This window comes from Serratia sp. YC16 (assembly GCF_009707615.1).
Lineage (GTDB): Bacteria > Pseudomonadota > Gammaproteobacteria > Enterobacterales > Enterobacteriaceae > Serratia > Serratia surfactantfaciens.
Genome location: NZ_WLYN01000010.1, coordinates 38,489 through 64,891 on the forward strand (window position 1 = coordinate 38,489; position 26,403 = coordinate 64,891).

Sequence of the window (26,403 nt, forward strand, 5' to 3'; positions counted from 1 at the left end):
TATTATTTCTGTACCAGTACGCAAACCGAGCGCGCGGCCTGGTGCCAGGCGGGCAATACCGCCCGTGAGTCTTCCTGAGTGAACGGGGCGACAACCTGCCAATCGCCTTCCGGCAGCCTCATCTCCGTCGTTTGCGGCGTGGCGTTGACCAGCACCAACCAGCGCTGCGACAGCAGGATCTGCATGAGCAGCTCGCCCTGCTCCCACTGCTGCGCGTCGAGCGGCTGGCCTTGCGCGTTCAGCCACTGCACGCTGCCGTCATCCTGCCGCCACCAGCAGTCCTGCTGCAGAGCGGGGATCTGGCGGCGCAGCGCGATCAGCGCCGCGACGTAATCGGTCAGCGCATCGTCCGCCGTGGCCCAATCGAGCCAGGTGGTGGCGTTGTCCTGACAATAGGCGTTGTTGTTCCCCTGCTGGCTGTGTCCCTGTTCATCGCCGGCCAGCAGCATCGGCGTGCCCTGGGACAACAACAGCGTGGCGAGCATCGCCCGCTGGCTGGCCCTGCGGCGTTGCACAATGGCGTCGTCGGCGACCAGGCCTTCCACGCCGTGGTTGTTGCTGAAATTGCGATCGCTGCCGTCGCGGTTGCCTTCGCCGTTCAGCTGGTTGTGTTTCTCGTTGAAGCTGACCACGTCTTGCAGAGTAAAACCGTCATGGGCGGTCAGCATGTTGACGGTGGCGTAAGGCGCTCGCCCGCGCTGATCGTACAGATCGCTGGAAGCGGCAAAACGCCGGGCGAATTGGCCGAGCGATACGCCGTTCTGCAGCCAGAAGCGGCGCATGTCATCGCGGTAATGGTCGTTCCATTCGGCGAAACGCCCGGGAAACGCCCCCACCTGATAACCGCCGGGGCCAACATCCCAGGGTTCGGCGATCAGCTTGCAGCGCGACAGCAGGTCGTCCGCCAGCATCGCCTGAAACAGCGGCGCATCGCGATCGAACCCCGGCGTGCGGCCCAGCACGCTGCCCAGATCGAAGCGGAAGCCGTCAATGTGACACTCGCGCACCCAAAAATGCAGGCAATCCATCACCCAGGCCACGCCCTGCGGCTGATCCAACCGCAGGGTGTTGCCGCAGCCGGTGTCGTTGACGTAGTCCCCTTCGGGTGTCAGCCAGTAGTAGCCCTGGTTATCGATGCCGCTCAGCGACAGCATCGGCCCATCCCTGTCCAGCTCGGCGCTGTGGTTGAACACCACGTCAAGGATCACCTCAATGCCGGCTTTGTGCAGCGCCTTGACCGCATCGCGCAATTCGTTCAGCGGCGTGCCGTCGGTGCTCAGGCTGGCGTAGCGGTTGTCCGGCGCATAGGGCGCCAGCACGTTATAGCCCCAGTAGTTGATCAGCCCCAGCCGCTGCAGACGCGGTTCGGAGGTATGCTGTTGCACCGGCAACAGTTCCAGCGCGGTGATGCCGAGGCGTTTGAAGTGGGCGATCATCACCGGATGCCCCAGCGCGGCAAAGCTGCCGCGCAGCGCCGGCGGGATTTTCGGGTGCAGCAGGGTCAGGCCGCGCACATGCGCCTCGTAAATCACCGTCTGACCCCAGGGCGTGGCGGGCGGGCGGTCGTCCTGCCAGTCATACTGTTCGTCCACCACCACGCATTTCGGCATCAGCTCGGCGCTGTCGTGCGGATCCGGCTGCTCGTAACCGCCGTGCAGGTGCGGGTGGTCCGCCACCGGCCCTTCCACCGCGCGTGCGGCCGGATCGAGCGCCAGCTTGTTGGGGTTGAAACGCTGCCCGTTCGCCGGGTCAAACGGGCCGTAGACCCGGTAGCCATAACGCTGCCCCGGTTTGCCGCCCGGCAGATAGCCATGCCAGATGTCGCCGCTACGCGCCGGCAGCGGCAGGCGCACTTCGCGCTGCTGGCCGTCGAACAGGCACAGCTCCACCCGCTCGGCATGCGCCGAGTACAGGGTAAAATTGATGCCTTCGCCGTCGTAATGCGCGCCCAGCGGCGCGGCGAGGCCAGCCGTCAGCTCGGTCATGGCGCCTCCCGCAGCAGATATATGGTCGACAATGGCGGCAACGTCACGCTGATAGAGAAATCGCGCCCATGGCTGCCGACCGTTTCGGAAGAGACCCGCCCCTGATTGCCGGCGTTGCTGCCGTGATAGTGGTGCGAATCGGTATTGAGGATCTCGCGATAGTCACCGGCGCGGGAAATGCCGATGCGGTAGCGATAGCGCGGCACCGGGGTAAAGTTGCTGATGGCGATCAGCTCATTGCCCTGCGAGTCGTAGCGCGCAAAGGCGAACACCGAGTTGTCGTGATCGTCGACCACCAGCCACTCGAAGCCATCCGGGAAGTAGTCGCGCTCATACAGCGGCGCCTGCTGCCGGTAACAGTGGTTCAGATCGCGCACCAGCCGCTGCACGCCGTTATGCCAGTTATCCAGCCCTTCCAATAAATGCCAGTCTAGGCTGGTATCGAAATTCCACTCGCGCCCCTGCGCGAATTCGCAGCCCATAAACAGCAGCTTTTTACCCGGATGCGCCCACATAAAACCGTAATAGGCGCGCAGGTTGGCGAACTTCTGCCAGGCGTCGCCCGGCATGCGGTCGAGGATCGATTTTTTACCGTGCACCACTTCATCGTGCGATATCGGCAGCACGAAGTTCTCGGTATAGGCGTACAGCATGCCGAAGGTCATCTGGTTGTGGTGATACTTGCGGTGTACCGGATCGCACTTCATGTAATTGAGCGTGTCGTGCATCCAGCCGAGGTTCCATTTGTAGTGGAACCCCAGGCCGTTGGCGTCCGGCGGCAAGGTGACGCCAGGATAGTCGGTGGATTCCTCTGCCAGGGTCACCGCCCCCGGCTGCGCCTTGCCGAGGGTCTGATTGGTGTAACGCAGGAAGGCGATCGCCTCTAGGTTCTCGTTGCCGCCGTAATAATTCGGCACCCACTCGCCGTCGGCGCGGCTGTAGTCGCGATAGATCATCGACGCCACCGCATCGACCCGCAGCGCGTCGATGCCGAAGCGCTCCAGCCAATACAGCGCGTTGCCCGCCAGGTAGTTGCGCACCTCGTGGCGGCCGTAGTTGTAGATCAGCGTATTCCAGTCCTGATGGAAGCCTTCGCGCGGATCGGCGTATTCATACAGCGCGGTGCCGTCGAAATTCGCCAGGCCGTAGGCGTCGCTGGGGAAGTGCCCAGGCACCCAGTCGAGGATCACGTTGATGCCCGCCTGGTGCGCCGCCGCCACAAACGCCCTGAAGTCGGCCGGCGTGCCGAAGCGCCGGGTCGGCGCATACAGCCCCAGCGGCTGATAGCCCCAGCTGCCGTCGAACGGATGCTCGTTGACCGGCAGCAGCTCTATATGGGTGAACCCCATATCCTTCACGTAGTCGATAAGCTGCACCGCCAGCTCGCCGTAGCTGAGCCAGAAGTGGTTGTCGGTGTGACGGCGCCATGAGCCGAGATGTACCTCGTAGATGGCGATCGGCCGATCAAAATCGTTGGCGCGGCGGCGCGCCTGCGTCGACGGCACCACCTCCGGCAGCGGCGCCACCAGCGAGGCGGTGTCCGGGCGCATCTGCGCCTCGAAGGCGTAAGGATCGGCTTTCAGCTGGGTGTTGCCGTAGCAATCGACGATTTCATATTTGTACAGCTGGCCGGCCCGCACGCCGGGCAAGAACAGTTCCCAGATGCCGTTCTCGCGCCGCAGACGCATCGGATGGCGACGGCCGTCCCAGAAGTTGAATTCACCCACTACCGAGACGCGCTGGGCGTTGGGCGCCCAGACCGCAAAGCTGACGCCGTCGACGCCATCCAGAGTAACAAGATGGGCGCCCAAGCGTTCGTAAGGACGCCGGTGCGTGCCCTCGGCCAGCAGCCAGCTATCGATGTCCTGCAGCAGCGGGCCGAATCGGTAGGGATCGTCGACAATCTGTTGATGATTGCGCCAGCTGACCTGCAGCTGATAGCGGAAAGGATTTTTGCGCCGCGGTACCACTGCGCTGAAGAAACCGCGCGGATCGTCGCAGTTCAGCTGCGCCAGCCGCCGGCCGGTTTGCTGCTCCACCAGCCAGACTTCGCTGGCGTCCGGCAGCAGCGCCCGCACCTGCAGACCGTTATCGGTCGCATGCATGCCAAGCAGAGCGAAGGGATCGGCGTAATGGCCGGCGATGATCTGATCAATCACGTCACGATCGGGAAGTACAGGCATAGTCTTCTTCCTTAGATTAACAGCATGATCTAAGCACGGCTTGTTGGTTAATCCTTGGCCGTTTTGGTCATCATGCAATGCATTCGGTATCTAAAGCGTGATTGCGGTCGGTTATTGACCAATCTTTACTCTGCCGACCTGAATTTCGCTCTTTATGCTTATTTTTTGAAATATTTCAGTCATGGTGAAAAATTGCTCGCCAATGCGTTAAGCATAGCCAATGTCTGTTAAAAACTGCTCAGCATTGCTCAGGAAAATTCTTCATTAAGAAAACTGCCAGCCCGATAGCGCGTGCCTGCGGCGGCCGACGAGGAGAGATGCGGGGTACAGCCCATGGAAGCAGGGCTTGCGATGACCTTGCCCGACGTGGGGCGTGGCGAACAAAAAAGCGGAAAATGAGGCTTTAGGGGGCCGAACGCGGTCAGCCCCCGGGAAGTGCAGGTTTACAGCAGGATGCGCAGCATGCGACGCAGCGGCTCAGCCGCGCCCCACAGCAGCTGGTCGCCCACGGTGAACGCCGACAGGTACTCCGGCCCCATATTCAGCTTGCGCAGACGACCGACCGGCGTATTCAACGTGCCGGTGACCGCCGCAGGCGTCAGTTCGCGCATGGTCAGCTCGCGATCGTTCGGGATCACGCGCACCCAGTCGTTGTGCGTCGCCAGCATCTGCTCGATTTCCGGCAGCGACACGTCTTTTTTCAACTTCAGGGTGAACGCCTGGCTGTGGCAGCGCAGCGCGCCGACGCGCACGCACAGGCCATCGACCGGGATCACACTGCCGGTGTTCAGAATTTTGTTGGTTTCCGCCTGGCCTTTCCACTCTTCGCGGCTTTGGCCGTTGTCGAGCTGCTTGTCGATCCACGGGATCAGGCTGCCGGCCAACGGCACGCCGAAATTATCGGTCGGCAGTTTGCCGCTGCGGGTGGCCTCGGTCACCTTGCGTTCGATATCCAGAATCGCGGAGGCCGGATCCTGCAGCTCTTTCGCCACGTCGGCGTGCAGCATGCCCATTTGTGTCAGCAGTTCGCGCATGTGGCGCGCGCCGCCACCGGAGGCCGCCTGGTAGGTGGCGACCGACGCCCACTCCACCAGATCGTTGGCGAACAGGCCGCCGAGCGACATCAGCATCAGGCTGACGGTGCAGTTGCCGCCGACGAAGGTTTTGATGCCTTTGTCCAGGCCCTGCTGAATCACCGCGTGGTTGACCGGATCCAGGATAATGATGGCATCGTCCTGCATGCGCAGCGAAGAGGCCGCGTCGATCCAGTAACCCTGCCAACCGCTGGCGCGCAGCTTAGGATAAACTTCGTTGGTATAATCGCCGCCCTGACAGGTAATAATGATATCGAGCGCGCTCAGCGCGTCGACGTCATACGCATCCTGCAGCGTGCCCTGCTGGCCGCCGAAGGCCGGCGCGGCGGAACCGTGCTGCGAGGTGGAGAAAAAGACCGGGCGAATGGCGTCGAAATCGCGCTCTTCCGTCATGCGCTGCATGAGAACCGAGCCAACCATTCCGCGCCAACCGATGAAACCAACGTTTTTCATAATATCTGTGTCCCGCCCGGATAAGGGCTTATTAGGTGATAACGAGTTGTGTGCAATATCTCCTCACCTTACAAAATGTCGGCGCGGGCGCAAAGTGAATTTATTCGATGGCTGAGGATTTCTCAGCAATCCTTCTTATAGGCAAGGACGCGGCCGAAAAGGCCGAGGCGTTTTCCCGATCACGAGGTCACCATGACAGAGATGATTTCCGCTACGGTATTGCTGTTTTTAATTATGGATCCGCTGGGCAATCTGCCGATTTTCATGTCGGTGCTCAAGCACCTGGAGCCGCGCCGCCGCCGGGTGGTGCTGATCCGCGAGCTGCTGATCGCCCTGTTGCTGATGCTGATCTTCCTGTTCGCCGGCGAGAAAATTCTGGCGTTCCTCAACCTGCGCACCGAAACCGTCTCCATTTCCGGCGGCATCATCCTGTTTCTGATCGCCATCAAGATGATTTTCCCTTCGCAGGAGGGGAACAGCTCCGGGCTCTCCGCCGGCGAGGAGCCGTTCCTGGTGCCGCTGGCGATCCCACTGGTGGCCGGGCCATCGATTCTAGCGGCGCTGATGCTGCTGTCGCACCAGTATCCACATCAGCTGCCGCATCTGGTGGCGGCGCTGTTGATCGCCTAGGGCCTCTCCGCGGCTATTTTGCTGATGTCGAACCTGTTCCTGCGCCTGCTGGGCAGCAAGGGCGTCAGCGCGCTGGAGCGGTTGATGGGGCTGATTCTGGTGATGCTGTCGACCCAGATGTTCCTGGATGGCGTGCGGGCTTACATGAAGCTGTAGGCGCCTGGCGGCGCCGACAACGGCCCGCGCTTAGCGGGCGGTAACGCGGCGAATATAGGCGAGCGTATCGGCAACCACGCCGTCCAGCGGCTGGTTGATGTCGATCGCTTGCACATCCGGCTCCTGCTCGCCCGGCTCTTCCAGCGTGGCGAACTGGGAAATCAACATCTGCGGCTTGAAGAAATGGCCCTTGCGTTGCTTCAGACGCTCCTCAATCACCGACTGATCGCCTTTCAGATACAGGAAATGCAGGTTGAGATTGCCGTCGCGCAGGCGATCGCGATAGCTTTTCTTCAGCGCCGAGCACACCAGCAGCGACACGTCGTTGGTGCGCTGCATGGCGAAGATGGCGTCGTTCAGGGCCGCCAGCCACGGTGCGCGATCGTTGTCGTCCAACGCATGCCCGGAGGACATTTTGATGATGTTGGCGCGCGGGTGCAGGTAGTCGCCATCCAGCATGGCGGCGTTGGCCTCGTGAGCGACGGCGCTGGCCACGGCGGACTTGCCGCTGCCGGAAACGCCCATCAAAACAAATACGTGATGCTGCGGATTACTCATAATCATGCCCTTATGGGAACTGGCGCGAGCGCGCCAAACGCGTCCCAACTGATAAACGCCGACGCCCCGCAGGGCGCCGGATAAAGATTATACAACCGTCGCCAGCAGCAGGCAGCCCACCAGGCCGCACACCGAGATGATGGTTTCCAGCACCGACCAGGATTTGATGGTTTCCATGATGCTCAGATTGAAATACTCCTTGAACAGCCAGAAGCCCGGATCGTTAACGTGCGAGAAGATGACGCTGCCGGAACCGACCGCAATCACCATCAGCTCAGGGCTGACGCCGGTAGTGGCGATAAGCGGCGCCACGATGCCACCGGCGGTGATCGCCGCCACGGTGGCGGAACCCAATGCCAGACGCAGCGCAGCGGCGATCGACCAAGCCATCAGAATCGGCGAAACGTTGCTGCCTTCCATCAGGCCGGCGATGTACTGTTCGACGCCGCTGTCCACCAGCACCTGTTTGAAGGCGCCGCCGCCGCCGATGATCAACAGCATCATGGCGATGATTTTAATCGAGTCGGTGATGGTGCCCATCACTTCATCCATGGTGCGACCACGGTTCAGGCCAAAGGTGAAGATGGCGATCAGTACGGCGATCAGGGTCGCCATCACCGGGTCGCCGAAGAACTCGGCGAAGCGCAGCAGGCTATGGCCCTTCGGCAGCACCATTTCAGCGACCGCGCGCAGCGCCATCAGGATCACCGGCACCAGCGACGTGGCGACGCTGACGCCAAAGCTCGGCATCTCCGCATCGGTAAAGGTTTTCGGGTTGTACAGGCCTTCCGGTACCGGTTTGTCGATGCCTTTCAGGAAGCGGGCATAGACCGGGCCGGCCAGAATAACCGTCGGGATCGCCAGCAGCGTGCCGTACAGCAGGGTTTTACCCATGTCGGCATGGAAGATGGTGGCGATGGCCGTAGGGCCCGGGTGCGGCGGCAGGAAACCGTGGGTCACCGACAGCGCGGCGGCCATCGGCACGCCGACGTACAGCAGCGGAATGCGTGCAGAGGCGGCGATGGTGAATACCAGCGGCAGCAACAGCACGAAGCCCACTTCGTAGAACAGCGCGAAGCCGACGGTGAAACCGGTCAGCACCACCGCCCATTGAATGTGTTTTCTGCCGAACTTGTCGATCAGCGTGGTGGCGATGCGCTGCGCGCCGCCGCAGTCCGCCAGCAGCTTGCCGAGCATGGCGCCGAAACCCATGATCAGCGCCAGGCTGCCCAGCGTGCCGCCCACACCGGCCTTGATGGAACCGATAACCTTATCGACCGGCATACCCTGTGCAATCCCGACCGCCAGAGCAACCAGAACCAGAGAGATAAAGCCGTTCAGCTTGAAGCGGATCATCAGCAGCAGCAGCAGCGCTACGCCGCCTGCAACAATCACTAATGGCATAATTTTTCTCCAACCTTTTATCGCGACTCTCTTTACGATAGGCGTAAAGCGTGCGGTTGTTTTATTTTTAGGCTCTTTCCCGGTGTTTAAGAAGAGCTGTAGGTGTTGTTAAGTCAGAGGTTCAGTCTTGCAGCAAGGTGACCGCACGCTCATTGTTACCGGTATCATGATACCGGTAACAACATAATCCTCGGAACCGGGTAAACGGCTAAAATTCGCGTTCTGGGACAGAGATCAAACTTATGCCGGCAACGAGCAGCGGGCTTACAGGCGGGATAACCAGCGCGCCTCAGGGCGCGCTGCAAAAAGAAAGAGAGTTAAAACAGAGCGTTAAAATGGCTCAGATGCTGCCGCCGGGGATCACGGTGAAACCGACGTCCACCATGCGCGGGCACACCGTTTCGCCGCGCAGCCGGGCCAGCAGACGCTCGGCGCCGATCTGGCCCATGCGTTCGCGCGGCGTCAGCACGCTGGCCAGTTTCGGCACCATCACCTGGCCGATGTCATGGCCGTGGAAACCGGCGATCGCCATGTCCTGCGGGATCGACAGCCCTTGCCGCTGGCACTCGAAGGCCGCGCCGATCGCCAGGTCATCGTTGGTGCAGAAGATACTGTCGATCTGCGGGTGGTCGCGCTGCGCCTGGCGCAGCAGCTCGCCGCCGGCGGAATAGGAAGAAGAGCGGGCGGTCATGATGCTGTACGGCTCCAGGCCGGATTCACGCATCGCCTGCTCATACCCCTGCTGTTTGATGATCGTACGCTCATCCTGACGGGCGCCGAAATAGACCACGTGGCGGTGGCCGTGCGCGATGATCTGCTGGGTCATCTGGCGCGCCGCCTCGAAGTTGTTGAAGCCCACCGCCAGATCGATGCACGGCGAAACGCAGTCCATCAGCTCCACCACCGGAATGCCCGCCACCTCGATCATTTTCAGGGTGCGCGCCGTGTGATGGCGCTCGGACAGGATCAGGCCGTCGATATTGTAAGAAAGCAGCGAGGTCAGACGCTCTTCTTCGCGCTCCGGCAGATAGCCGTAGTGCGCCAGCATGGTCTGGTAGTTGTGCGCGTCGGTCACGCTTTCGATGCCGCGCAGCACTTCGGCGAACACCTGGTTGGTCAGCGACGGCAACAGCACGCCAATCGCCCGGCTGGTGGCGTTGGAGAGAATGTCCGGCGCGCGGTTGGGGATGTAACCCAGCTCATCCAGCGCGACGGCGATTTTTTGCTGCAGGGCAGCGGAAACCTGGTCGGGATTGCGCAGATAACGGCTCACCGTCATCTTGGTCACGCCCACCTTGTCCGCCACATCCTGGAGTACCGGCCGTTTTTTCTTCATTATCAATGAACTGACTAACCGTGAATGGGCAGCCATTTTAGCAAAAAAAACGGCGGGCCGATATTGTCGGTTATGCGACGGCCAACGCAAAAAGGGCTCACATCGTGAGCCCTTGATATTTACCGCTAAATCACACCGGCGGCAGATCGAACAGCAGGATTTCGCTCTCTTCGTCGGCCTGAATCGACAGCGTTGATTCATCCCAAACCGCAAATGCATCGCTGATGCCGGCGGCCTGGCCGTTGACCGAGACCTTGCCGCGCACCACCTGGATCCAAATGCGGCGGCCGGCGTCGATCGCGTATTCCGCCTGTTCGCCTTTATTCAGCGCCCAACGCGACAGCGTCATATCCTGGAACACCTTCAGCGAACCGTCGCGCGCATCCGGCGACAGCACCAGCTGACGACCTTGCGGCGCGTCGAACATGCGCTGCTCGTAGCGCGGCTCCAGCCCGACCTGATCCGGAATGATCCAAATCTGGTACAGATGCAGCGGGCGATCCTGGTTGGCGTTGTACTCTGAGTGACGCACCCCGGTGCCCGCACTCATGATCTGGAATTCGCCAGCCTGGATCTGCTCCTTATTACCCATGCTGTCCTGATGTTCCACCGTGCCACTCAGCACGTAGGTCAAGATTTCCATGTCTTTATGCGGGTGAGTACCGAAACCCTGCCCTGCGTCGATCATGTCTTCGTTGATCACCCGCAGCGCCGAGAACCCCATAAAGTTCGGATCGTAGTAGTCGGCAAATGAGAAGGTGTGCCAGCTATCCAGCCAGCCATGATTGGCGTGGCCGCGGTCTTCCGCTTTACGTACATAAATCATATTCAACTCTCCTCAATGTTTTTTTACAGTCTAGTCCTGCCAGCAGAATAAGAAAGCGTAAAAAACTCATGCCTCTGTTCAAAAATTTCGATGGAATGAAACAGCGGAAGGGCAGCGGATTTGTTGAAGGCGGAAGCGGCTGAAAAAAGGGCAAAAAAAAAGCCAGCACCCGAGCTGGCTAAGTAAACACTGGAAGCAATGTGAGCAATGTCGTGCCTTCGCAGTGAGAGTATCAAGGGTTGATGCCCTCCCCGGAACGCATCGCAATAATAATCATTATCATTCGCACCTGTAAAGCGTTTTTTTTGACCCATTGAAATAATATTGACTCAAGGCAGTAAACGGATAAATTCAGAGGTTATTCAACCGGTAAGCGACAGGAGCAGCGACATGAGCGAGATCGTGATACGCCACGTGGAAACAACCGATGCACAAGCCCTGCATCATCTTTATTCTCAGACGCCCGTCTATCGCGATACGCTGCAGCTCCCGCTACCGTCCGTCGAGTCCTGGCAGAAACGCCTCGCCAATCCCGAACCGGGCACGCATAACCTGGCGGCCATCATCGACGGGCAGCTTGCCGGCCAGTTGGTGGTGATGCTGAATCAGCGCGTGCGCCGCCGCCACGTGGCCACCTTCGGCATCGGCGTCGATCCGCGCTACCACGGCAAGGGCGTCGGCAGCCGTCTGATGCAGGCGATGATCGACCTGTGCGACAACTGGGCGGCCATCGAGCGCATCGAACTCACGGTGTTCACCGACAACCCGGCGGCCATCGGGCTGTACCGCAAATTCGGTTTCGAGATAGAGGGCACCAGCCGCGCCTATGCCATGCGCGACGGCGTACTGGTCGACGCCTACCATATGGCGCGTTTTCGCACCGGGCAGCCGCGCGGCGATGCGTGATCTCACCCACTGGCAGGGGCCGCTGCAGCGGCCCCTGAATATCAACCGCCGAACCTTTTTACAGGCGCTGGCCGGCCTGACCGCTGCCGCCGGCATATTCTCTCCTCTCACCCCATTAGGTGCCGCTATGCCAACTTCCGCCGCCGGGCGCCCAGGCGCCCGCAACCTGATTACCGATGTGCCGGGCCTGAAGGTCGGCGTGGCGCAAGACAGCCGGGTACGCACTGGCGCGACGGTGATCCTGCCGGATAGCCCGGCGATCGCCGCCGTGGATGTGCGCGGCGGTGGCCCCGCCACCCGGGAAACCGACGCGCTGGGTGAAGACAATCTGGTGCAAACCGTCGATGCGCTGACATTCAGCGGCGGTTCGGTTTACGGCCTGGCGGCGGCGGACGGCGTCGCGGCCTGGTTGGGGCAACAGGGCCGGGGCTACGCGCTGCGCCCGGCGCCTGGCGTGCCGGTCTCCCCTATCGTGCCCACCGCCTGCCTGTACGATCTGGCCAACGGCGGCGACAAAAACTGGCAGCTCACGCCGCCGTATCGCCAGTTGGGCATCGATGCGGTCGGCAAGGCCGGATTGGACTTTCCGCTGGGCACCGTCGGTGCCGGCTATGGCGCCATGACCGGCATGGGCAAGCTGAAAGGCGGCCTCGGCTCGGCGTCGATCGTCGCCGCCAACGGCGCTACCGTCGGCGCGCTGGTCGCGGTCAACAGTCTGGGCTCGGTGGTGGCGCCCGGCACCCGCGCCTTCTGGGCGACACCCTATGAGATCGACGGTGAATTCGGCAACGGCGGTGCGGCGGCACTGGCGCAACTGCGCGCTCAGGGCGAAGACTGGATGGCGCAAGAGCCGCAGGGCGGCAGAAAAAACACCACTCTGGCCTGCATCGCCACCGATCTGGCGCTGACGAGAGTGGAGTTGAAACGGGTGGCCATCATGGCGCAAGACGGCATGGCGCGCGCCATCCGCCCGCTGCATAGCCCGTTTGACGGCGACGTGGTGTTCGCCTTGTCCACCGGCCAGCGCGAGGTACAGGGCAGCCGTGAACTGGCGGTGCTGCAAATCGGCGCTCTGGCAGCGGATACGCTGGCTCGGGCGATCGCCCGTGGCGTGCATGCCGCCACGCCATGGCCGGGCAGCCAGGTCGTAACCTGGCAAACGCTCGGCGGTTAACACGCCGCCATAAAACAAGGGGCGCCAGCGGCGCCCCTTAATCGTTATTGACCCTCACCGCTTAAATCCCGGCGGTTTCCCGAATATAGCGGCGTGCCTTCACCGCATACTCGAATGGGTTGGCCAGCGCCGGATCCTGCTCGGCCTCCACCACCATCCATCCCTTGTAACCGCGCTCGTCCAGCAGCTTGAACACCGGTCTGAAGTCGATCACTCCATCACCCGGCACGGTGAAGGTGCCCTTCTTCACGCCGTCTAGGAAGCTCAGCTTGTTGGCCTTCACTTCCGCTACCACCTCATCGCGCACGTCCTTCAGATGGACATGGTTGATGCGCGGCAGATACTTCTCCAGGATCGCCATCATCGCCTGCTGGCTGCCTTCCGAATAGTAGGCGTGGCCGGTATCGAACAGCAGGTAGACGTCGTCGTTGACCATGCTCATGTAACGGTCGATTTCGGCCGTGGTCTGAATGCCGGTGCCCATATGGTGGTGCAGACAGACCTGCATGCCTTTGCCAGCGGCGATCTTCGCCAACTCGTTGTAACCGTCGGCCACGCGCTGCCACTCTTCATCGCTGAAGTAAGGCTTCTCTTCGAACACCCCTTTGGTGGTGCCCTGAATGCTCTTGCTCTGCTCGGAACAGCCGATCACCCTGGCGCCCATGGCATGCAGGAAATTCATGTGGTTGATAAATTCATCGATGGTTTTGTCTTTCTGACCGTCGGCGAAAAAGGTGCTGAACCAGGCGTTGCAAATCTGGATGCCGCGAATATCCAGCATCGGTTTCAGCACCGCCGGATCGCGCGGGTATTTGCTGCCCACTTCGCTGCCGGTGAAGCCGGCCAGCGCCATTTCGCTGACGCACTGCTGGAAGGTGTTTTCCTTGCCCAGATCGGGCATGTCGTCGTTGGTCCAGCCGATCGGCGCAATGGCCAATTTCACGTTGTCTTTATTCATGGTCTGCCTCGGTCCTTGGAGGGCCGCCGGTGCACACGCCACCGGCGAGCCGAATAAGATTATTTGCCCAACAGCTCTCTCTCGATGCGTTCTCTGGTCGCCACCGCCTGGCTCGGCATCTTTTCCGGGTAGCCGAACAGCGAGGTGCAGATAATCGATTCGCCGCCGGCCTTGAAGCTGCGGTTGGCGAATTCCATGTCGCGCAGCGTCTGGAACAGGGCATCGAAGTCCACCTCGCCTTCGCCGATGCCGACGTGCTGGTGCACGGCGGCGTCAACGCCCGGCGGGTTGACGATATAGCGGCAATGCTTGGTGTGGTTCATGGTGTCGGCGATCAGCACGTGGGACAGATCGTCCCCGGCGTACTGCAGCATGCCGGCCACGTCGCCTTGCCCCTTGTCGTAGTAGAAGGTGTGCGGCACGCTGTAGAGGTATTTGACGTGATCGCTGCGCAGCGACTTCACCAGATCGGCGGTTTCGTTGCTCAGCTCGCAGAAATCCCAAGGGTGCGACTGGATCTCCATGCGGATGCCCTCGCGCTCGACGATCGGCAATAGCTCCTCCATCGAGCGATACCACAGCTCCTCGCAGATCTCCGGCTCATTGGGGTTGCCCGCCAGTTCGGTGTTGATCACCTGCACGCCCATCTCCACCGCGATTTCGATCATCCGCCGCCAGTTTTTGACCGCCGCCTGGCGGCGATCTTCTCCCGGCCCGGACCAGCGATACACCACGATAAATGAGGAGATCTCCACGCCGGTCGCTTTCAAGGCGTTTTTATACTCCGCCATGATTTCGCGGCTGGCCTTCGGATGTTTGTAAAACGGGTTGATCTGCGGGTGCGGCGACTGCTCAATGTACTTATAGCCCCAGTCCGCCACCTGCTGAACCATTTTGGTCACGCCCAAATCCCGGATAACGTCGACATCAAAAGCGATCTTCATGGTCACTCCTCTGCAATCGTGGTTACGCGCTGCGAGCGGTTATTTACCGTAAAACGCCGGGCGCGCCGGCAGGGTCACCGGCACGATCTCGCCGCTGAGCTGGGCCGCCACGCAGGCGTCGGCGGTCACCGCGGCGGCGTAGCCGTCCCAGGCGGAAGGCCCGGTCAACTTGCCCGCGGCCACGTCGTTGATGAAACCCTGCAGTTCGACGTCATAGGCATCGATAAAGCGATCCTTCCAGTCGGTCAGAATTTCGGTCGACAGGCGGGCGCCGCTGCGCATCTGCACCGAGGACGGTTCCGGCAGCTTGGCGATGCCGGTTTCCCCCACCACTTCACACTGAATGTCGTAGCCGTACTGGCAGTTGACGAAGATTTCGACGTCGATGCGCGTACCCTTGGCGGTTTCAAACAGCACAATCTGCGGATCTTTCAGGTGCGGAAACGCCTTCGGGCTCTTGCGCGGGAACACCACCTGCACCGACACGTAGTCGTCGTCAAGCAGCCAGCGCAGCACGTCGATTTCGTGGATCAGGGTGTCGGTGATCGCCATATCGGTGGTGTAGGCCTCGCCGACCGTCGGGTTGCGGTGCGCGCAGTGCAGCATCAGCGGCTCGCCGATCTGGCCGCTGGTCAGCACCTGTTTCAGCGCGCGATAGCCCTGGTCATAGGGGCGCATGAAGCCGACCTGCACCAGCCGCTTGCCGTGCTTCGCTTCGGCGTCGACAATGTTTTTGCAGCCCTGCGCGGTCACCGCCAGCGGTTTCTCGCAGAACACCGGTTTGCCGGCAGCGATGGCCGCCAACACGAACTCTTCATGACTCGGCCCCCAGGAGGTGACCAGCACCGCCTGTACGTCGGCGGCCTTAATGAGATCGTGTCCGTTGTCATACACCCGCGCATCCAGCTGCAGATCGCTCACCACCTTGGCGGCGTTGTCGCGATTGATGTCGTTGACCGCCACCACGCGAGCGCCCTGCAACACTTTGCTGCAGCGACGGATATGATCGCGGCCGATGGCGCCGGTGCCGATAACCCCAATGTTCAATGTCATTTTCGCTACCCTCGAGATTTATGTATGAAAACGAATCAGTAATCGCGCGCCTTATCGATGTTTTCCTGCAGCTTGCGCGCCACTGCGACGATTTTCTCGCTGTCGGCCACCTGAGCGCCGCCCACGCGCCACCAGCTGAGATACTTGTGCACCATGGTCTTCGGCAGCACCTTGATATCCAGCAGCGTGGATACGGTTTGCCTGCGGGCGTCGGCCAGCGCGTCGAGCAGCTGCTGTTCGGTGGTGACGCGATAGGTTTTACAACCGTAAGCTGCCGCCAGCATGGCGAAATCGACCGGCACCAGTTTGCCGTCGAGCTTGCCGCCCTGTGGATTGCGGAAGCGGAACTCGGTGGTATAGCTGTCCATGCCGTGTTCCATCTGCAGATTGTTGATGCAACCGTTGGTCATGTTGTCGAACAGCACCACGTTGATCTTGCAGCCTTCCTGAATCGAAGTGACCAGTTCGGAATGCAGCATCATGAAGGCGCCATCGCCCACCATCGCGTACACCTCGCGCTGCGGCTCGGCCAGCTTGACCCCCAATGCGGCGTTGACCTCGTACCCCATGCAGGAGTAGCCGTATTCCACGTGGTAACCATGCTCGCCGTGGTTGTGCCAGACCCGCTGCAGATCGCCCGGCAGGCTGCCGGCGGCGGCGACGATCACGCTGTCCGGCGGCAGTTCGCGGTTCAGCACTCCCAGCACTCGGCTCTGGGTCAGAGCCGAGTCGGTCTGGGCGATAAATTCGGCGAACACCCGCTCACGGTCGAGGTGATCGTCTATCTCCGGCACAAAGCCTGTACCGCTGTATTCCACCGAGTAAACACGCTCGCTCTCTTCGCGCTGGGCACCGCGCGCCGCGGCGATGGCATCGCCCCAGCCGGCGCGATAATCGGCCTGTGCCAGCAGCGCGCCCAGCGCGTTCAGGGCCTCGCGGGCGTCCGCCAACACCTGCACGCCGTCGAGCTTGCCGGCGTCGAAGGCGCTGACGTTGATATTGAGGAAGCTGACGTCCGGGTGTTGGAACAGCCATTTGGACGAGGTGGTGAAATCGGTGTAACGGGTGCCGACGCCAATCACCAGATCGGCCTGCCGGGCCAGCGTGTTGGCCGCCAGGCAGCCGGTTTCGCCGATGCCGCCGAGGTTGAATTCATGGTCGCTCGGCACCGTGCCTTTGCCGGCCTGGGTCTCGGCGAACGGAAAGCCGAAGCGCTCGGCGAATTCGCGCAGCGCCCGCCCGGCCTGCGAGTACTTCACGCCGCCGCCGCACACCAGCAAGGGTTTGCGTTTGGCCGTCAGCAGCGCCAGCGCGTCCGCCAACATGCCGTCGGTCGCCGGACGGCGATCGAGCCGGTGCACCCGCTTTTGGAAGAAATAGTCGGGATAGTCGTAGGCTTCCCCCTGCACGTCCTGCGGCAGACACAGCGTTACCGCGCCGGTTTCCGCCGGATCGGTCAGTACGCGCATCGCGTTGATGCAGGCGCTCATCAGCTGTTCCGGCCGCACGATGCGGTCCCAATACTTGCTCACCGCACGGAACGCGTCGTTGGTGCTGATGCTGAGATCGTAAGGCTGTTCGATTTGCTGCAACACCGGGTCCGGCTGGCGGGAAGCGTAAACGTCGCCCGGCAGCAGCAATAAAGGAATGCGGTTGGCAGTGGCGGTGGCCGCGGCGGTGATCATATTGGCGGCGCCGGGGCCGACCGATGAGGTGCAGGCGTAGATCTGCCGGCGCAGTTTCTGCTTGGCGAAGCCGATCGCCGCGTGGGCCATGCCCTGTTCGTTGCGGCCCTGATGCACCCGCAGTTCACCGCTATCCTGCTCCAGCGCTTGCCCCAGCCCCAGCACGTTGCCGTGGCCGAAAATCGCGAAAATGCCCGCGACGAATTTGGTTTCCACCCCGTCGGCCAGCAGATACTGGTTATCGAGAAATCTGACGAGCGCCTGCGCCATGGTTAGCCTGATCTTGCCCATTTACTCACCCTTTAGATTGAGGGCCGCCCCGGAAAGGGCTCGCGCCGAGCCGACAATCCCGTGTTTGTGTTACGCGGCGGCAGCTATTATCTTGAGCAGGCGATGCCCGCTGCTCACGAAGTCGACAACCTGAAACGTGAAGCGATTATAAACAAATATATTTTTCATAAAATCACATTACAGAAGAAACATTTCATTTTGCGATAAAGATCGCATATTGCATGAAAAGCCCGTTTCATCTCGTGGCTTGGCCTTCACCGGCTTCACGCCGCGTATCAGCCGGTAAAGCCATCGACGCGCAAGGCGACAGCCTTTTATCCTGCCGTCACGCCCCTTTTCCGCGCGCCCCTGGCCGCCGTTTCACAGCCGCTTCATCGGCTTTTTCCTCTCCTTTGTCGATGTTTTAAACTCATCACATTTTTGGGGTGTAAATTTCATTCTATATTGAAATTGAAATTTTCATTCCCCATACTGTCCACATGCTTCCAGCAGGGCGCCACGCTCGGGCCGCCGCCGGAGTTTTGCTTAAACAGAAGGAAACGGGTATGGCTACACAAGAAAAACAGCTTGATGTCATTTGTCTCGGGCGCATCGCCGTCGATTTCTATGCTCAGCAGATCGGCGCGCGTCTGGAAGACGCCGGCACATTCGCCAAATACCTCGGCGGCTCTTCCGGCAACGTGGCCTACGGCACCGCCATTCAGGGGTTAAAATCCGGCATGCTGGCGCGCGTCGGCGACGAGCACATGGGCCGCTTTTTGCGCGAAGAGCTGCAGCGCGTCGGAGCCGATACCCGCTGCTTGATCACCGATAAACAGCGGTTAACCGGCCTGGTGATCCTCGGCATCAAGGATCAGGAAACCTTCCCGCTGATCTTCTATCGCGAAAACTGCGCGGACATGGCGCTGACGCCGAGCGACATCGACGAATCCTACATCGCCTCTTCGCGCGCGCTGGCCATTACCGGCACGCACCTGTCGCACCCGAACACCCGCGCCGCCGTGCTGAAGGCGCTGGAATACGCGCGCCGCCACGGCCTGCGCACCGTGCTGGACATCGATTATCGCCCGGTGCTGTGGGGGCTGACGTCGCTGGGCGACGGCGAAACCCGCTTTGTGGAATCGCAACAGGTGACCCGCGAGCTGCAAGAGGTGTTGCACCATTTCGATCTGATCGTCGGCACCGAAGAGGAATTTCATATCGCCGGCGGCAGCACTGATACGCTGACGGCATTGAAAAACGTGCGCCGCACCACGGCAGCCACGCTGGTGTGCAAGCGCGGCGCGCAGGGATGCTCCGTATTCGAGGGCGAGATAGCCGACAGCTGGGCGCAGGTGAAGCTGCACGCCGGCGTGCGGGTTGAGGTGCTGAACGTACTGGGGGCCGGCGACGCGTTTATGTCCGGCCTGCTGCGCGGCTATCTGAACGATGAGGGCTGGGATCAGGCCTGCCGTTACGCCAACGCCTGCGGCGCATTGGTGGTCTCGCGCCACGGCTGCGCGCCGGCCATGCCGACCAAACGGGAGCTGGACGACTATCTGCAGCGTGAACAGCAGGTCACGCGCCCGGATCGCGATGCGCGTCTGAACCACCTGCACCGGGTCACCACCCGCAAGCAACAGTGGCCGGAACTGTGCGTGTTCGCCTTCGATCACCGCAAACAGTTGGCGGACATGGCGCGCGAGGCCGGCGTCGGCGAGGAACGCATTCCGTATCTGAAAACCCTGCTGCTCACCGCCGCGCAACAGGCTGCCGCACAGGCCGGCCTCAACGGCAACAGCGGCATTCTGGCCGACACCACCTACGGGCAGGCGGCGCTGAACGAAATCACCGGCCAGGGATGGTGGATCGGCCGGCCGGTAGAGCTGCCCAGCTCGCGCCCGCTGCGTCTGGAGCACGGCAATATCGGCTCGCAGTTGATCGACTGGCCGCAGGAGCACGTGGTGAAGTGCCTGGTGTTTTATCACCCGCATGACGCTGCGGAACTGCGCCGCGAACAGGATGAGCTGATCGCCGACGTCTACCGCGGCTGCTGCAAATCCGGCCATGAGCTGCTGCTGGAGGTGATCCTGCCGGACAGCAACGCCGACAAGGACGAACGTTATTACCTGGAGATGATTGAGCATTTCTACCAGTTGGGCATTCAGCCGGACTGGTGGAAACTGCCGCCGCTGAGCGCGGAAAACTGGCGACGGGTCGGCGCGCTGATCGACAGCTACGATCCCTTCTGCCGCGGCGTGCTGATCCTGGGGCTCGACTCCCCTGAGGCGGTGCTGAAGGCGGGCTTTGCCGCCGCCGCAGATGCGCGTTGGGTGAAAGGTTTCGCCGTCGGCCGCACCATCTTCGGTCAACCTTCGCGCCGTTGGCTGCAGGGGGAACTCGACGATGCGGCGCTGATCGAGCAGGTGAAACAAAAATACCTGACGCTGATCGATTTCTGGCGCCAGTACCGCCCGCAGACGAGCGGCGCTCACTGACAGCGAGAAGCGAGTTCACGTCCCCTTAAGGCCATTTCGCCGCTTTAAGGGGATTTTTTTGCCCATTTTCTGTGAAGTCGCGCAACGTGCGATCGAATAAATCGCTTTTTGAGGAAATGAAATTTCCACTCCGTCTGTTAAAATACCCTGTCAATATGTCAGGCGTCAGGCCAATGCGCCTTCACCCCACTGCGAGCCGAATGGATGAACAACCCAACTCAACTTTCGCTGTTACAGGACGAGATCCGCCACCGTTATGAAACGCTGAGCAAGCGTTTGAAGCAGGTGGCGCGCTATATTTTGGATAACAGTAACAGCATCGCTTTCGATACCGTTGCCTCCATCGCCGCACAGGCCAGCGTGCCGCCCTCCACCCTGATCCGTTTCGCCAACGCCTTTGGCTTCAGCGGCTTCAACGAAATGAAGCAGGTGTTCCGTCAGCATCTGATGGAAGAGACGGTGAACTATACCGAGCGCGCGCGCCTGTTCCGCCAGACCTCCACCGACGACAACGTCGCGCCGGAGAAACCGGCCGAAATCCTCAACGTATTCACCATGGTCAACGCGCAGGCGCTGCAGCAGCTGGCGATGCAAATCGCTCCCGAGCAGTTGGATCGCGCCGTGGATCTGCTCAACAACGCCGAAAACATCTACGTGATCGGCCTGCGCCGCTCGTTCAGCGTCGCCTCCTACCTCACCTATGCGCTGCGCCATCTGGAGCGCCGCGCGTTTCTGATCGACGGGCTGGGTGGGATGTTCACCGAACAGCTGAGCATGGTGAAACCGAAAGACGTGGTGATCGCCATCAGCTATTCGCCATACGCCCGCGAGGCGGTGGAACTGGTGGAGTTGGGCGCCAAGCGCGGCGCTCAGCAGATCGCCATCACCGACAGCCAGGTCAGCCCGCTTGCCGCCTTCAGCGACGTCTGTTTCGTGGTGCGCGAAGCGCAGGTGGACGGGTTCCGTTCGCAGGTGGCCTCGATGTGCCTGGCGCAGACGCTGGCGGTCTCGTTGGCGCTGAATAACGCCCGGGACGAGTAAGCGGCACGTCTGACGAAAGCGCCCGAGACAGGCTCGGGCGCGGCGGGATTATTGCAGCAATAAATAACGGTAGAGCACGCTTTCCAGATCCTGCTTCATGCTGATGAAAAGCAGAATCTCCACCGTCTGGCCGTCGTAGTCATAGATGACACGGTATTCGCTGTCGGGATCCAATCGTTCGTGCAACCGCACCCCCATGCCCGCCAGCACGGCGTTGAAGCGGTAGCGGGCGGGATCGTCGGCAATTGCCGCAAGGGACGATAACAGCAGGTTATCCACGAACACCCCGGCTGCGGCGGCCCCTATCGTTCCGCTCTTGTAAGACTCGATGTCTTTCAGGCTCCATTCCGCCGCCGGCGCGACGGTAAAACGTATTTCCTGGGGCATCCTGCACCTGGGCCTATTTCCGCGCGTCACGCAGCCGCTGCAAGGTTTCTTCGGGCGACAGACCGCGCTGATTCTTAATCTCTTGCTTCGCCATCATAGTCAGTTTCAACAACGCATTGGACTGGCGCTCGAGATTGCGTTCCCGAATTTCGGCCTCTCTCTCAGCCGCCGTTTGCACAAATAGCTCAGCGACACCATTTTTTGTGACATAGACCCCGCCTTCAAACAGGTCGGGCGAACCTAATCCTTCGCGCGCCGCTTTTTGGGACATGGTGGTCGTCATGGTTGTTCCTCCTGCGCATAGGCAATCACGCTGTATCACAGCGGTTATTGGGATTCACTCAGTCAGAGAGCGAACGCGTGCCGACAGGTTATCATTTGAGCAAGATGGAGGGCAAATTTATACCCTGATAAAGAGAAGGCCCGGCAAGCCGGGCCTCAAGCGCTTATTGCGCGGCGGGGTAACCTTCGCCGTTAATCCAGGCGTGGTCTTTTTCCCAGGTGAACTTCCACTGCCGCACCGGCCCGGCCATCACGTTGAGATAATAGTTGTCGTAGCCCGCCAGGGTCGCCACCGGGTGATAACCGCGCGGTACTTTCACCACGTCGCGATTGTAGACCGGCATGCACTCGTCGAGCGTGCGATCGTCGGTATAGACGCGCTGCATGCAGAACCCTTGCTCCGGCTGAATGCGGTGATAGTAGGTCTCTTCCAGATAGGTTTCGTCCGGCGAGTCTTCCCGATCGTGCTTGTGGCTCGGGTAGGAGCTGGTGTTGCCCTCGTCGGTATACACTTCCACCACCAGCAGGCTGTCGGCCGGCTCGCTGTCCGGCAGAATGTTGTGCACCAACCGCTGGTTACGCCCCTTGCCGCGCCGCTCCACGCCGATATCCGCCGGCGTAATCAGCCGTGAAGGCAGGTGGCCGCCGCCGGGGGCACTGCACACCGCCAGCTCCAGCTCGGTCTCCGCCCGCACCTCGATGCGATCGTGGTGCGGCACATACACCGCATAAGGCGGCGTGCGTTCGAACGGGCTCATGCGCTTACCGATATGCGGGTATTCGGCGCGCAGCGTGGCCACGGAGGCGATACCGGCGACCAGCACCAGACACAGCTCGTTGTCGCCGCATTCCAACTGCAGCGACTGCCCGGCGGCCAGGCGGTAAACGTCAAAGCCGACATAGCGCCAACCGGCATTTTCCGGCGTCACGTGCTGGATACGCCCCTCGGCGTTCGGCGTCTGACATTTGGCAAGCAGTGAAGACATCTCGATTCTCCTGTTAACACCCCGTGCAAAGGCCGCTGCCCCAAAGGAACAACGGCCCGCTCATACTCTGCGATCGCTTAACCCAGCGTTGGCATGCTGAATTCGGACACCGTCTGTTGCCCGGCCGGCCAGCGCGCGGTGGCGGTCTTCATGCGCGTGTAGAAACGCACGCCATCGGTGCCGTGCACGTTCAGCGCACCAAACACCGAGCGCTTCCAGCCGCCGAAGCTGTGGAACGCCATCGGCACCGGCACCGGCACGTTGACGCCGACCATCCCGGCCTGCACTTCTTGCACGAACTGGCGCGCGTAGTGGCCGCTGCCGGTAAAGATGGCGCTGCCGTTGCCAAACTCATGGCCGTTGACCGTATCGATGGCGGTGCGGTAGTCCGGCACCCGCACGATGCCCAGCACCGGCCCGAAGATCTCTTCGCGGTAAATGCGCATGTTCGGCTTCACGTGATCGAACAGCGTGCCACCAACGTAATAGCCTTCAGGATAGCCCGGCACCTGATAATTGCGGCCGTCGGCCACCAGGGTCGCGCCTTCTTCCACCCCCAGATCGATGTAGCCCAGCACCTTCTTCTGGTGAGCGGACGACACCAGCGGCCCCATTTCATTCTCTTCGCCGCCCTGCTGCAAGCCAGGGCCGACGCGCAGCTGCGCGATCAGCGGCTTCAGTTTGGCGATCAGCTTGTCGGCGGTATCATCGCCGACCACGACGGCGATCGGCAACGCCATGCAGCGTTCTCCGGCGGAGCCGAACGCGCCGCCCATCAACGCGTTGACCGTGGCGTCCAGATCGGCGTCCGGCATGACGATCGCCTGGTTTTTCGCCGCGCCGAAGGCCTGTACTCGCTTGCCGTGCGCGCTGGCGGTGGTGTAGATATGTTCCGCCACGGTGGAGGAACCGACGAAGCTCACCGCCTGAATGCGCGGATCGGTGCACAGCTGCGCCGCGTCTTCATTGGCGCAGTGCACCACGTTGAACACGCCGTCCGGCAGGCCGGCTTCTTTCAGCAGCTCCGCCAGGCGCACCGAGGCCGAAGGCACCAGCGCCGGCGGCTTGAGGATAAAGGTATTGCCGCAGGCCAGCGCGATAGGGAACATCCACATCGGCACCATTGCCGGGAAGTTGAACGGGGTGATGCCCGCCACCACGCCCAGCGGCTGCATCAGCGAGAAGCTGTCGACGCCGCTGCCGACGTCCGCTGAATACTCGCCCTTGATCAGATGTGGGATGCCGCAGGCGAATTCGACCACTTCCATGCCGCGCGTCAGTTCGCCCAGCGCATCCGAATACACTTTGCCGTGCTCGCTGACGATAAGCTCGGCCAGCTCGTCGCGGTGCTGTTCCAGCAACGCCTTGAAATTGAACATGATGCGCGCGCGACGCAGCGGCGTGGTGCGCGACCAGTCGGCGAACGCCCGATGGGCCACGTCGATGGCCTGTTTGACTTCGGCGGCGGTGCTCTGCGTGACGCGCCGCTCAACCTGCCCGCTGGCCGGGTTATGCACGTCGACGGTTTGATTGCTGCTGCTCAGGCACACCTGCCCGTCAATAAAGTTACCCACGGTTTTCATGTCACGCCCTCTTTTCAAGTCCGCTGCCGCCTGGCCACACGCAGGCGGCAGCGGCGTTAATCGTCCCGCTCGCCGCACTCCGTCGGCAAGCCGGCTAAATCCTGACCGGATGCAGCAAACTCTATTTCATTGAAAAAAAAGTTTCAAATAAATTGTTTTGGAAAATTTGTTTTTAGTGCGTGAGGTCGCAATTTTGCGGTGTCGATCGGTCGACGCTTTCATTGTCGTGCCAGGGCAGATACCGCGACGAGAGAGAAACCGTGGGTGATGCACGCTGACTTTGCTACAGAAAATCCGCACTGCACCTGCCCTGCCGTCGCTATCGCCCAGCGCCGAACGCTCAAAGCGTCCGGGCCACTCGCGACGGTTTTTTTTGAACTGGATCTAAAAATCAATATTCCATTATTCACTAATTATGAAATAAATGTTCTTGTTTGTTCCAGCATTTATCGACGACATCGCCTTGATGACAGGCACGGTTCACACCCTTCCGCTCGCCCTCTTTCCGATAACCCAACCGTGCGGACGGAAGCCAGGATAAAAATCGGAGCAACACATGTCATATCAGCGTAAGCACAATACCGGCTACATCTTGCGAATTTGCGGCATCGCCGCCCTGGGCGGCATTCTGTTCGGCTACGACACCGCCGTGATCTCCGGCGCCATCGAAGCGCTGAAAACCTATTTCAGCCTCAGCCCGGCCGAAACCGGCTGGGCGGTCTCCAACGTGGTGATCGGTTGCGTGGTCGGCGCCTTCGCCGCCGGGCCGCTGGCGGCGCGCTGGGGCCGTAAAAAGGCGCTGATGCTGGCGGCGCTGCTGTTCACCGTGTCCGCCGTCGGCGCGGCATTGGCACCGACCTTCACCTGGTTCGTCATCTACCGCATCATCGGCGGCCTGGCGGTCGGCATCGCCGCCACCGTGTCGCCAATGTACATGTCGGAAGTGTCGCCGAAAGACATGCGCGGGCGGGCGCTCAGCATGCAGCAGTTCGCCATCGTGTTCGGCCAGATCGTGATTTTCTACGTCAACTTCAAAATCGCCAGCCTCGCCAGCGAAGCCTGGCTGGTGGAAATGGGCTGGCGCTGGATGTTCGCCTCGGGCGTGATCCCCTGCATCCTGTTCTGCATCCTGGTGTTCGTTATCCCTGAATCGCCGCGCTGGAACGTGATGATGGGCCGCGACGATCAGGCGCTGGCGATGTTGACCAAGGTCTCCAACGCTGCCCACGCGCAGAATCTGCTGAAAGAAATCAAAGACTCGCTGCAGCAGGATCGGCAGCAACAACACCGGAAACTGAATTACGGCGACGTGCGGGTGCGGTTCATCCTGTTCGTCGGCTGCATGATCGCCATGCTGCAACAGGTGACCGGCGTCAACGTGATGATGTACTACGCGCCGGTGGTGTTGAAAACCGTCACCGAAAACGCGCAGGAAGCACTGTTCCAGACCATCTGGATCGGCGTGCTGCAGCTGGTCGGTTCGGTGATCGGCGCCATGCTGATGGATCGCATGGGCCGTATTCCGCTGATGCGTTACGGTACGCTGGGCGCCATCGCCGGCCTGCTGCTCACCTCGTACGCGCTCTACACCCAGGCCACCGGCTATTTCGCGCTGTTCGGCATGCTGTTCTTCATGGTGTTTTATGCGCTGTCCTGGGGCGTCGGCGCCTGGGTGCTGGTGTCGGAGATCTTCCCGAACCGCATGCGCGCGCAGGGGATGAGCATCGCCGTCGGCTGCATGTGGGTCGCCAACTTCGCGGTATCGCAGTCATTCCCGATGATCAACGATCATCCTTACCTGTTCTCGCATTTCCACGGTGCCTTCCCGATGTGGATCTTCGCCGCCTGCTGCCTGTTCAGCTACTGGTTTATCGGCCGTTATATCCCGGAAACCAAAGGCGTCTCACTGGAAAAAATGGAGCAGGTGGTGCTGGCCAAACGCCACCGCCATCCTCTGCCCGACGGCAAGCCGCTGCCGCTGGAAAACGGCAAATCCTGATCTCTCACCCTG

At 61.1% G+C, this 26,403-nt stretch carries 20 protein-coding genes and 1 pseudogene; 6 read left to right on the forward strand and 15 right to left on the reverse strand.

The features are described 5' to 3' along the window. Positions 1-2 precede the first annotated feature (2 nt). From glgX to asd, 3 genes are all read right to left on the reverse strand, one after another. Positions 3-1,985 carry a glycogen debranching protein GlgX gene (gene glgX / locus GKN89_RS20485; protein ID WP_154747646.1) on the reverse strand — a complete coding sequence of 661 codons (1,983 nt, stop codon included), beginning with the start codon at positions 1,983-1,985 and terminating at the stop codon, positions 3-5. Further along, on the reverse strand, positions 1,982-4,168 hold the full coding sequence (gene glgB, locus GKN89_RS20490) for a 1,4-alpha-glucan branching enzyme (protein WP_154747647.1): 2,187 nt from the start codon (positions 4,166-4,168) through the stop codon (positions 1,982-1,984). Before glgB ends, glgX begins: the two co-directional genes overlap by 4 nt. A gap of 443 nt (positions 4,169-4,611) precedes the next feature. Next, positions 4,612-5,715: an aspartate-semialdehyde dehydrogenase gene (gene asd / locus GKN89_RS20495; RefSeq protein ID WP_063918383.1), complete on the reverse strand. Its 1,104-nt coding sequence runs from the start codon at positions 5,713-5,715 to the stop codon at positions 4,612-4,614. A gap of 192 nt (positions 5,716-5,907) precedes the next feature. Between asd and GKN89_RS20500 the strand changes: the two are divergent. Next, a pseudogene (locus GKN89_RS20500) lies at positions 5,908-6,501 on the forward strand (YhgN family NAAT transporter). A 30-nt stretch (positions 6,502-6,531) separates the two neighbouring features. Here the strand turns inward: GKN89_RS20500 and gntK are convergent. The 4 genes from gntK to GKN89_RS20520 all read right to left on the reverse strand — a co-directional run bounded on the left by gntK (position 6,532) and on the right by GKN89_RS20520 (position 10,625). Then, positions 6,532-7,059 carry a gluconokinase gene (gntK, locus tag GKN89_RS20505; protein WP_025159893.1) on the reverse strand — a complete coding sequence of 176 codons (528 nt, stop codon included), beginning with the start codon at positions 7,057-7,059 and terminating at the stop codon, positions 6,532-6,534. 87 nt (positions 7,060-7,146) lie between these two features. Next, on the reverse strand, positions 7,147-8,463 hold the full coding sequence (gene gntT / locus GKN89_RS20510; RefSeq protein WP_016930400.1) for a gluconate transporter: 1,317 nt from the start codon (positions 8,461-8,463) through the stop codon (positions 7,147-7,149). 340 nt (positions 8,464-8,803) lie between these two features. Beyond that, positions 8,804-9,799 (reverse strand): gluconate operon transcriptional repressor GntR, encoded by a 996-nt coding sequence (gene gntR / locus GKN89_RS20515; RefSeq protein ID WP_154747648.1) that lies wholly within the window; start codon positions 9,797-9,799, stop codon positions 8,804-8,806. Between the two features lie 130 nt (positions 9,800-9,929). Then, positions 9,930-10,625: a pirin family protein gene (locus GKN89_RS20520; protein ID WP_019455191.1), complete on the reverse strand. Its 696-nt coding sequence runs from the start codon at positions 10,623-10,625 to the stop codon at positions 9,930-9,932. 390 nt (positions 10,626-11,015) lie between these two features. Here GKN89_RS20520 and GKN89_RS20525 point away from each other — a divergent pair, with 390 nt between their 5' ends. Together GKN89_RS20525 and GKN89_RS20530 are read left to right on the forward strand one after the other, a co-directional pair. Further along, complete coding sequence (locus GKN89_RS20525) at positions 11,016-11,531, forward strand: GNAT family N-acetyltransferase (RefSeq protein ID WP_154747649.1); 516 nt, start codon at positions 11,016-11,018, stop codon at positions 11,529-11,531. Then, entirely contained in the window at positions 11,524-12,705 is a 1,182-nt protein-coding gene (locus tag GKN89_RS20530; RefSeq protein WP_154747650.1) for a P1 family peptidase, read from the forward strand. The genes GKN89_RS20525 and GKN89_RS20530 overlap by 8 nt, the downstream gene beginning before the upstream one ends. Before the next feature lie 61 nt (positions 12,706-12,766). Here the strand turns inward: GKN89_RS20530 and iolE are convergent, their stop codons facing one another. Genes iolE through iolD form a run of 4 tightly spaced genes read right to left on the reverse strand, consistent with a single transcriptional unit; the run spans position 12,767 to position 17,636 of the window. Further along, positions 12,767-13,663 carry a myo-inosose-2 dehydratase gene (gene iolE, locus GKN89_RS20535; protein WP_019455194.1) on the reverse strand — a complete coding sequence of 299 codons (897 nt, stop codon included), beginning with the start codon at positions 13,661-13,663 and terminating at the stop codon, positions 12,767-12,769. A gap of 59 nt (positions 13,664-13,722) precedes the next feature. Then, the gene (locus tag GKN89_RS20540; protein WP_063918378.1) at positions 13,723-14,607 is read right to left on the reverse strand and encodes a sugar phosphate isomerase/epimerase family protein; all 885 of its coding nucleotides are present in this window, start codon (positions 14,605-14,607) and stop codon (positions 13,723-13,725) included. A gap of 39 nt (positions 14,608-14,646) precedes the next feature. Further along, complete coding sequence (locus GKN89_RS20545; RefSeq protein WP_004930848.1) at positions 14,647-15,660, reverse strand: Gfo/Idh/MocA family protein; 1,014 nt, start codon at positions 15,658-15,660, stop codon at positions 14,647-14,649. A 35-nt stretch (positions 15,661-15,695) separates the two neighbouring features. Next, on the reverse strand, positions 15,696-17,636 hold the full coding sequence (gene iolD / locus GKN89_RS20550) for a 3D-(3,5/4)-trihydroxycyclohexane-1,2-dione acylhydrolase (decyclizing) (RefSeq protein ID WP_154747651.1): 1,941 nt from the start codon (positions 17,634-17,636) through the stop codon (positions 15,696-15,698). Between the two features lie 545 nt (positions 17,637-18,181). Between iolD and iolC the strand changes: the two genes are divergently transcribed. Together iolC and GKN89_RS20560 are read left to right on the forward strand one after the other, a co-directional pair. Further along, complete coding sequence (gene iolC / locus GKN89_RS20555; protein ID WP_154747652.1) at positions 18,182-20,113, forward strand: 5-dehydro-2-deoxygluconokinase; 1,932 nt, start codon at positions 18,182-18,184, stop codon at positions 20,111-20,113. Positions 20,114-20,317: 204 nt separating this feature from the next. Continuing rightward, positions 20,318-21,154 carry a MurR/RpiR family transcriptional regulator gene (locus GKN89_RS20560; protein WP_019455199.1) on the forward strand — a complete coding sequence of 279 codons (837 nt, stop codon included), beginning with the start codon at positions 20,318-20,320 and terminating at the stop codon, positions 21,152-21,154. Positions 21,155-21,202: 48 nt separating this feature from the next. On the opposite strand, the gene GKN89_RS20565 is transcribed toward GKN89_RS20560, so the two are convergent. The 4 genes from GKN89_RS20565 to GKN89_RS20580 form a co-directional block, all read right to left on the reverse strand. Continuing rightward, on the reverse strand, positions 21,203-21,541 hold the full coding sequence (locus tag GKN89_RS20565) for a type II toxin-antitoxin system RelE/ParE family toxin (RefSeq protein ID WP_063918375.1): 339 nt from the start codon (positions 21,539-21,541) through the stop codon (positions 21,203-21,205). 13 nt (positions 21,542-21,554) lie between these two features. Continuing rightward, entirely contained in the window at positions 21,555-21,824 is a 270-nt protein-coding gene (locus GKN89_RS20570; RefSeq protein ID WP_004930864.1) for a hypothetical protein, read from the reverse strand. A gap of 163 nt (positions 21,825-21,987) precedes the next feature. After that, complete coding sequence (gene iolB / locus GKN89_RS20575) at positions 21,988-22,809, reverse strand: 5-deoxy-glucuronate isomerase (RefSeq protein WP_063918374.1); 822 nt, start codon at positions 22,807-22,809, stop codon at positions 21,988-21,990. 77 nt (positions 22,810-22,886) lie between these two features. After that, on the reverse strand, positions 22,887-24,392 hold the full coding sequence (locus tag GKN89_RS20580; protein WP_019455203.1) for a CoA-acylating methylmalonate-semialdehyde dehydrogenase: 1,506 nt from the start codon (positions 24,390-24,392) through the stop codon (positions 22,887-22,889). 556 nt (positions 24,393-24,948) lie between these two features. Between GKN89_RS20580 and GKN89_RS20585 the strand changes: the two genes are divergently transcribed. Then, positions 24,949-26,391: a sugar porter family MFS transporter gene (locus GKN89_RS20585; RefSeq protein ID WP_154747653.1), complete on the forward strand. Its 1,443-nt coding sequence runs from the start codon at positions 24,949-24,951 to the stop codon at positions 26,389-26,391. Positions 26,392-26,403: the final 12 nt, after the last annotated feature.

What these genes read in the sequence shown, in the direction of transcription:
- glgX (WP_154747646.1), bottom strand. Translation starts at nt 1,985, where the DNA reads ATGACCGAGCTGACGGCTGGCCTCGCCGCGCCGCTGGGCGCGCATTAC.
- glgB (WP_154747647.1), bottom strand. Translation starts at nt 4,168, where the DNA reads ATGCCTGTACTTCCCGATCGTGACGTGATTGATCAGATCATCGCCGGC.
- asd (WP_063918383.1), bottom strand. Translation starts at nt 5,715, where the DNA reads ATGAAAAACGTTGGTTTCATCGGTTGGCGCGGAATGGTTGGCTCGGTT.
- gntK (WP_025159893.1), bottom strand. Translation starts at nt 7,059, where the DNA reads ATGAGTAATCCGCAGCATCACGTATTTGTTTTGATGGGCGTTTCCGGC.
- gntT (WP_016930400.1), bottom strand. Translation starts at nt 8,463, where the DNA reads ATGCCATTAGTGATTGTTGCAGGCGGCGTAGCGCTGCTGCTGCTGCTG.
- gntR (WP_154747648.1), bottom strand. Translation starts at nt 9,799, where the DNA reads ATGAAGAAAAAACGGCCGGTACTCCAGGATGTGGCGGACAAGGTGGGC.
- GKN89_RS20520 (WP_019455191.1), bottom strand. Translation starts at nt 10,625, where the DNA reads ATGATTTATGTACGTAAAGCGGAAGACCGCGGCCACGCCAATCATGGC.
- GKN89_RS20525 (WP_154747649.1), top strand. Translation starts at nt 11,016, where the DNA reads ATGAGCGAGATCGTGATACGCCACGTGGAAACAACCGATGCACAAGCC.
- GKN89_RS20530 (WP_154747650.1), top strand. Translation starts at nt 11,524, where the DNA reads ATGCGTGATCTCACCCACTGGCAGGGGCCGCTGCAGCGGCCCCTGAAT.
- iolE (WP_019455194.1), bottom strand. Translation starts at nt 13,663, where the DNA reads ATGAATAAAGACAACGTGAAATTGGCCATTGCGCCGATCGGCTGGACC.
- GKN89_RS20540 (WP_063918378.1), bottom strand. Translation starts at nt 14,607, where the DNA reads ATGAAGATCGCTTTTGATGTCGACGTTATCCGGGATTTGGGCGTGACC.
- GKN89_RS20545 (WP_004930848.1), bottom strand. Translation starts at nt 15,660, where the DNA reads ATGACATTGAACATTGGGGTTATCGGCACCGGCGCCATCGGCCGCGAT.
- iolD (WP_154747651.1), bottom strand. Translation starts at nt 17,636, where the DNA reads ATGGGCAAGATCAGGCTAACCATGGCGCAGGCGCTCGTCAGATTTCTC.
- iolC (WP_154747652.1), top strand. Translation starts at nt 18,182, where the DNA reads ATGGCTACACAAGAAAAACAGCTTGATGTCATTTGTCTCGGGCGCATC.
- GKN89_RS20560 (WP_019455199.1), top strand. Translation starts at nt 20,318, where the DNA reads ATGAACAACCCAACTCAACTTTCGCTGTTACAGGACGAGATCCGCCAC.
- GKN89_RS20565 (WP_063918375.1), bottom strand. Translation starts at nt 21,541, where the DNA reads ATGCCCCAGGAAATACGTTTTACCGTCGCGCCGGCGGCGGAATGGAGC.
- GKN89_RS20570 (WP_004930864.1), bottom strand. Translation starts at nt 21,824, where the DNA reads ATGACGACCACCATGTCCCAAAAAGCGGCGCGCGAAGGATTAGGTTCG.
- iolB (WP_063918374.1), bottom strand. Translation starts at nt 22,809, where the DNA reads ATGTCTTCACTGCTTGCCAAATGTCAGACGCCGAACGCCGAGGGGCGT.
- GKN89_RS20580 (WP_019455203.1), bottom strand. Translation starts at nt 24,392, where the DNA reads ATGAAAACCGTGGGTAACTTTATTGACGGGCAGGTGTGCCTGAGCAGC.
- GKN89_RS20585 (WP_154747653.1), top strand. Translation starts at nt 24,949, where the DNA reads ATGTCATATCAGCGTAAGCACAATACCGGCTACATCTTGCGAATTTGC.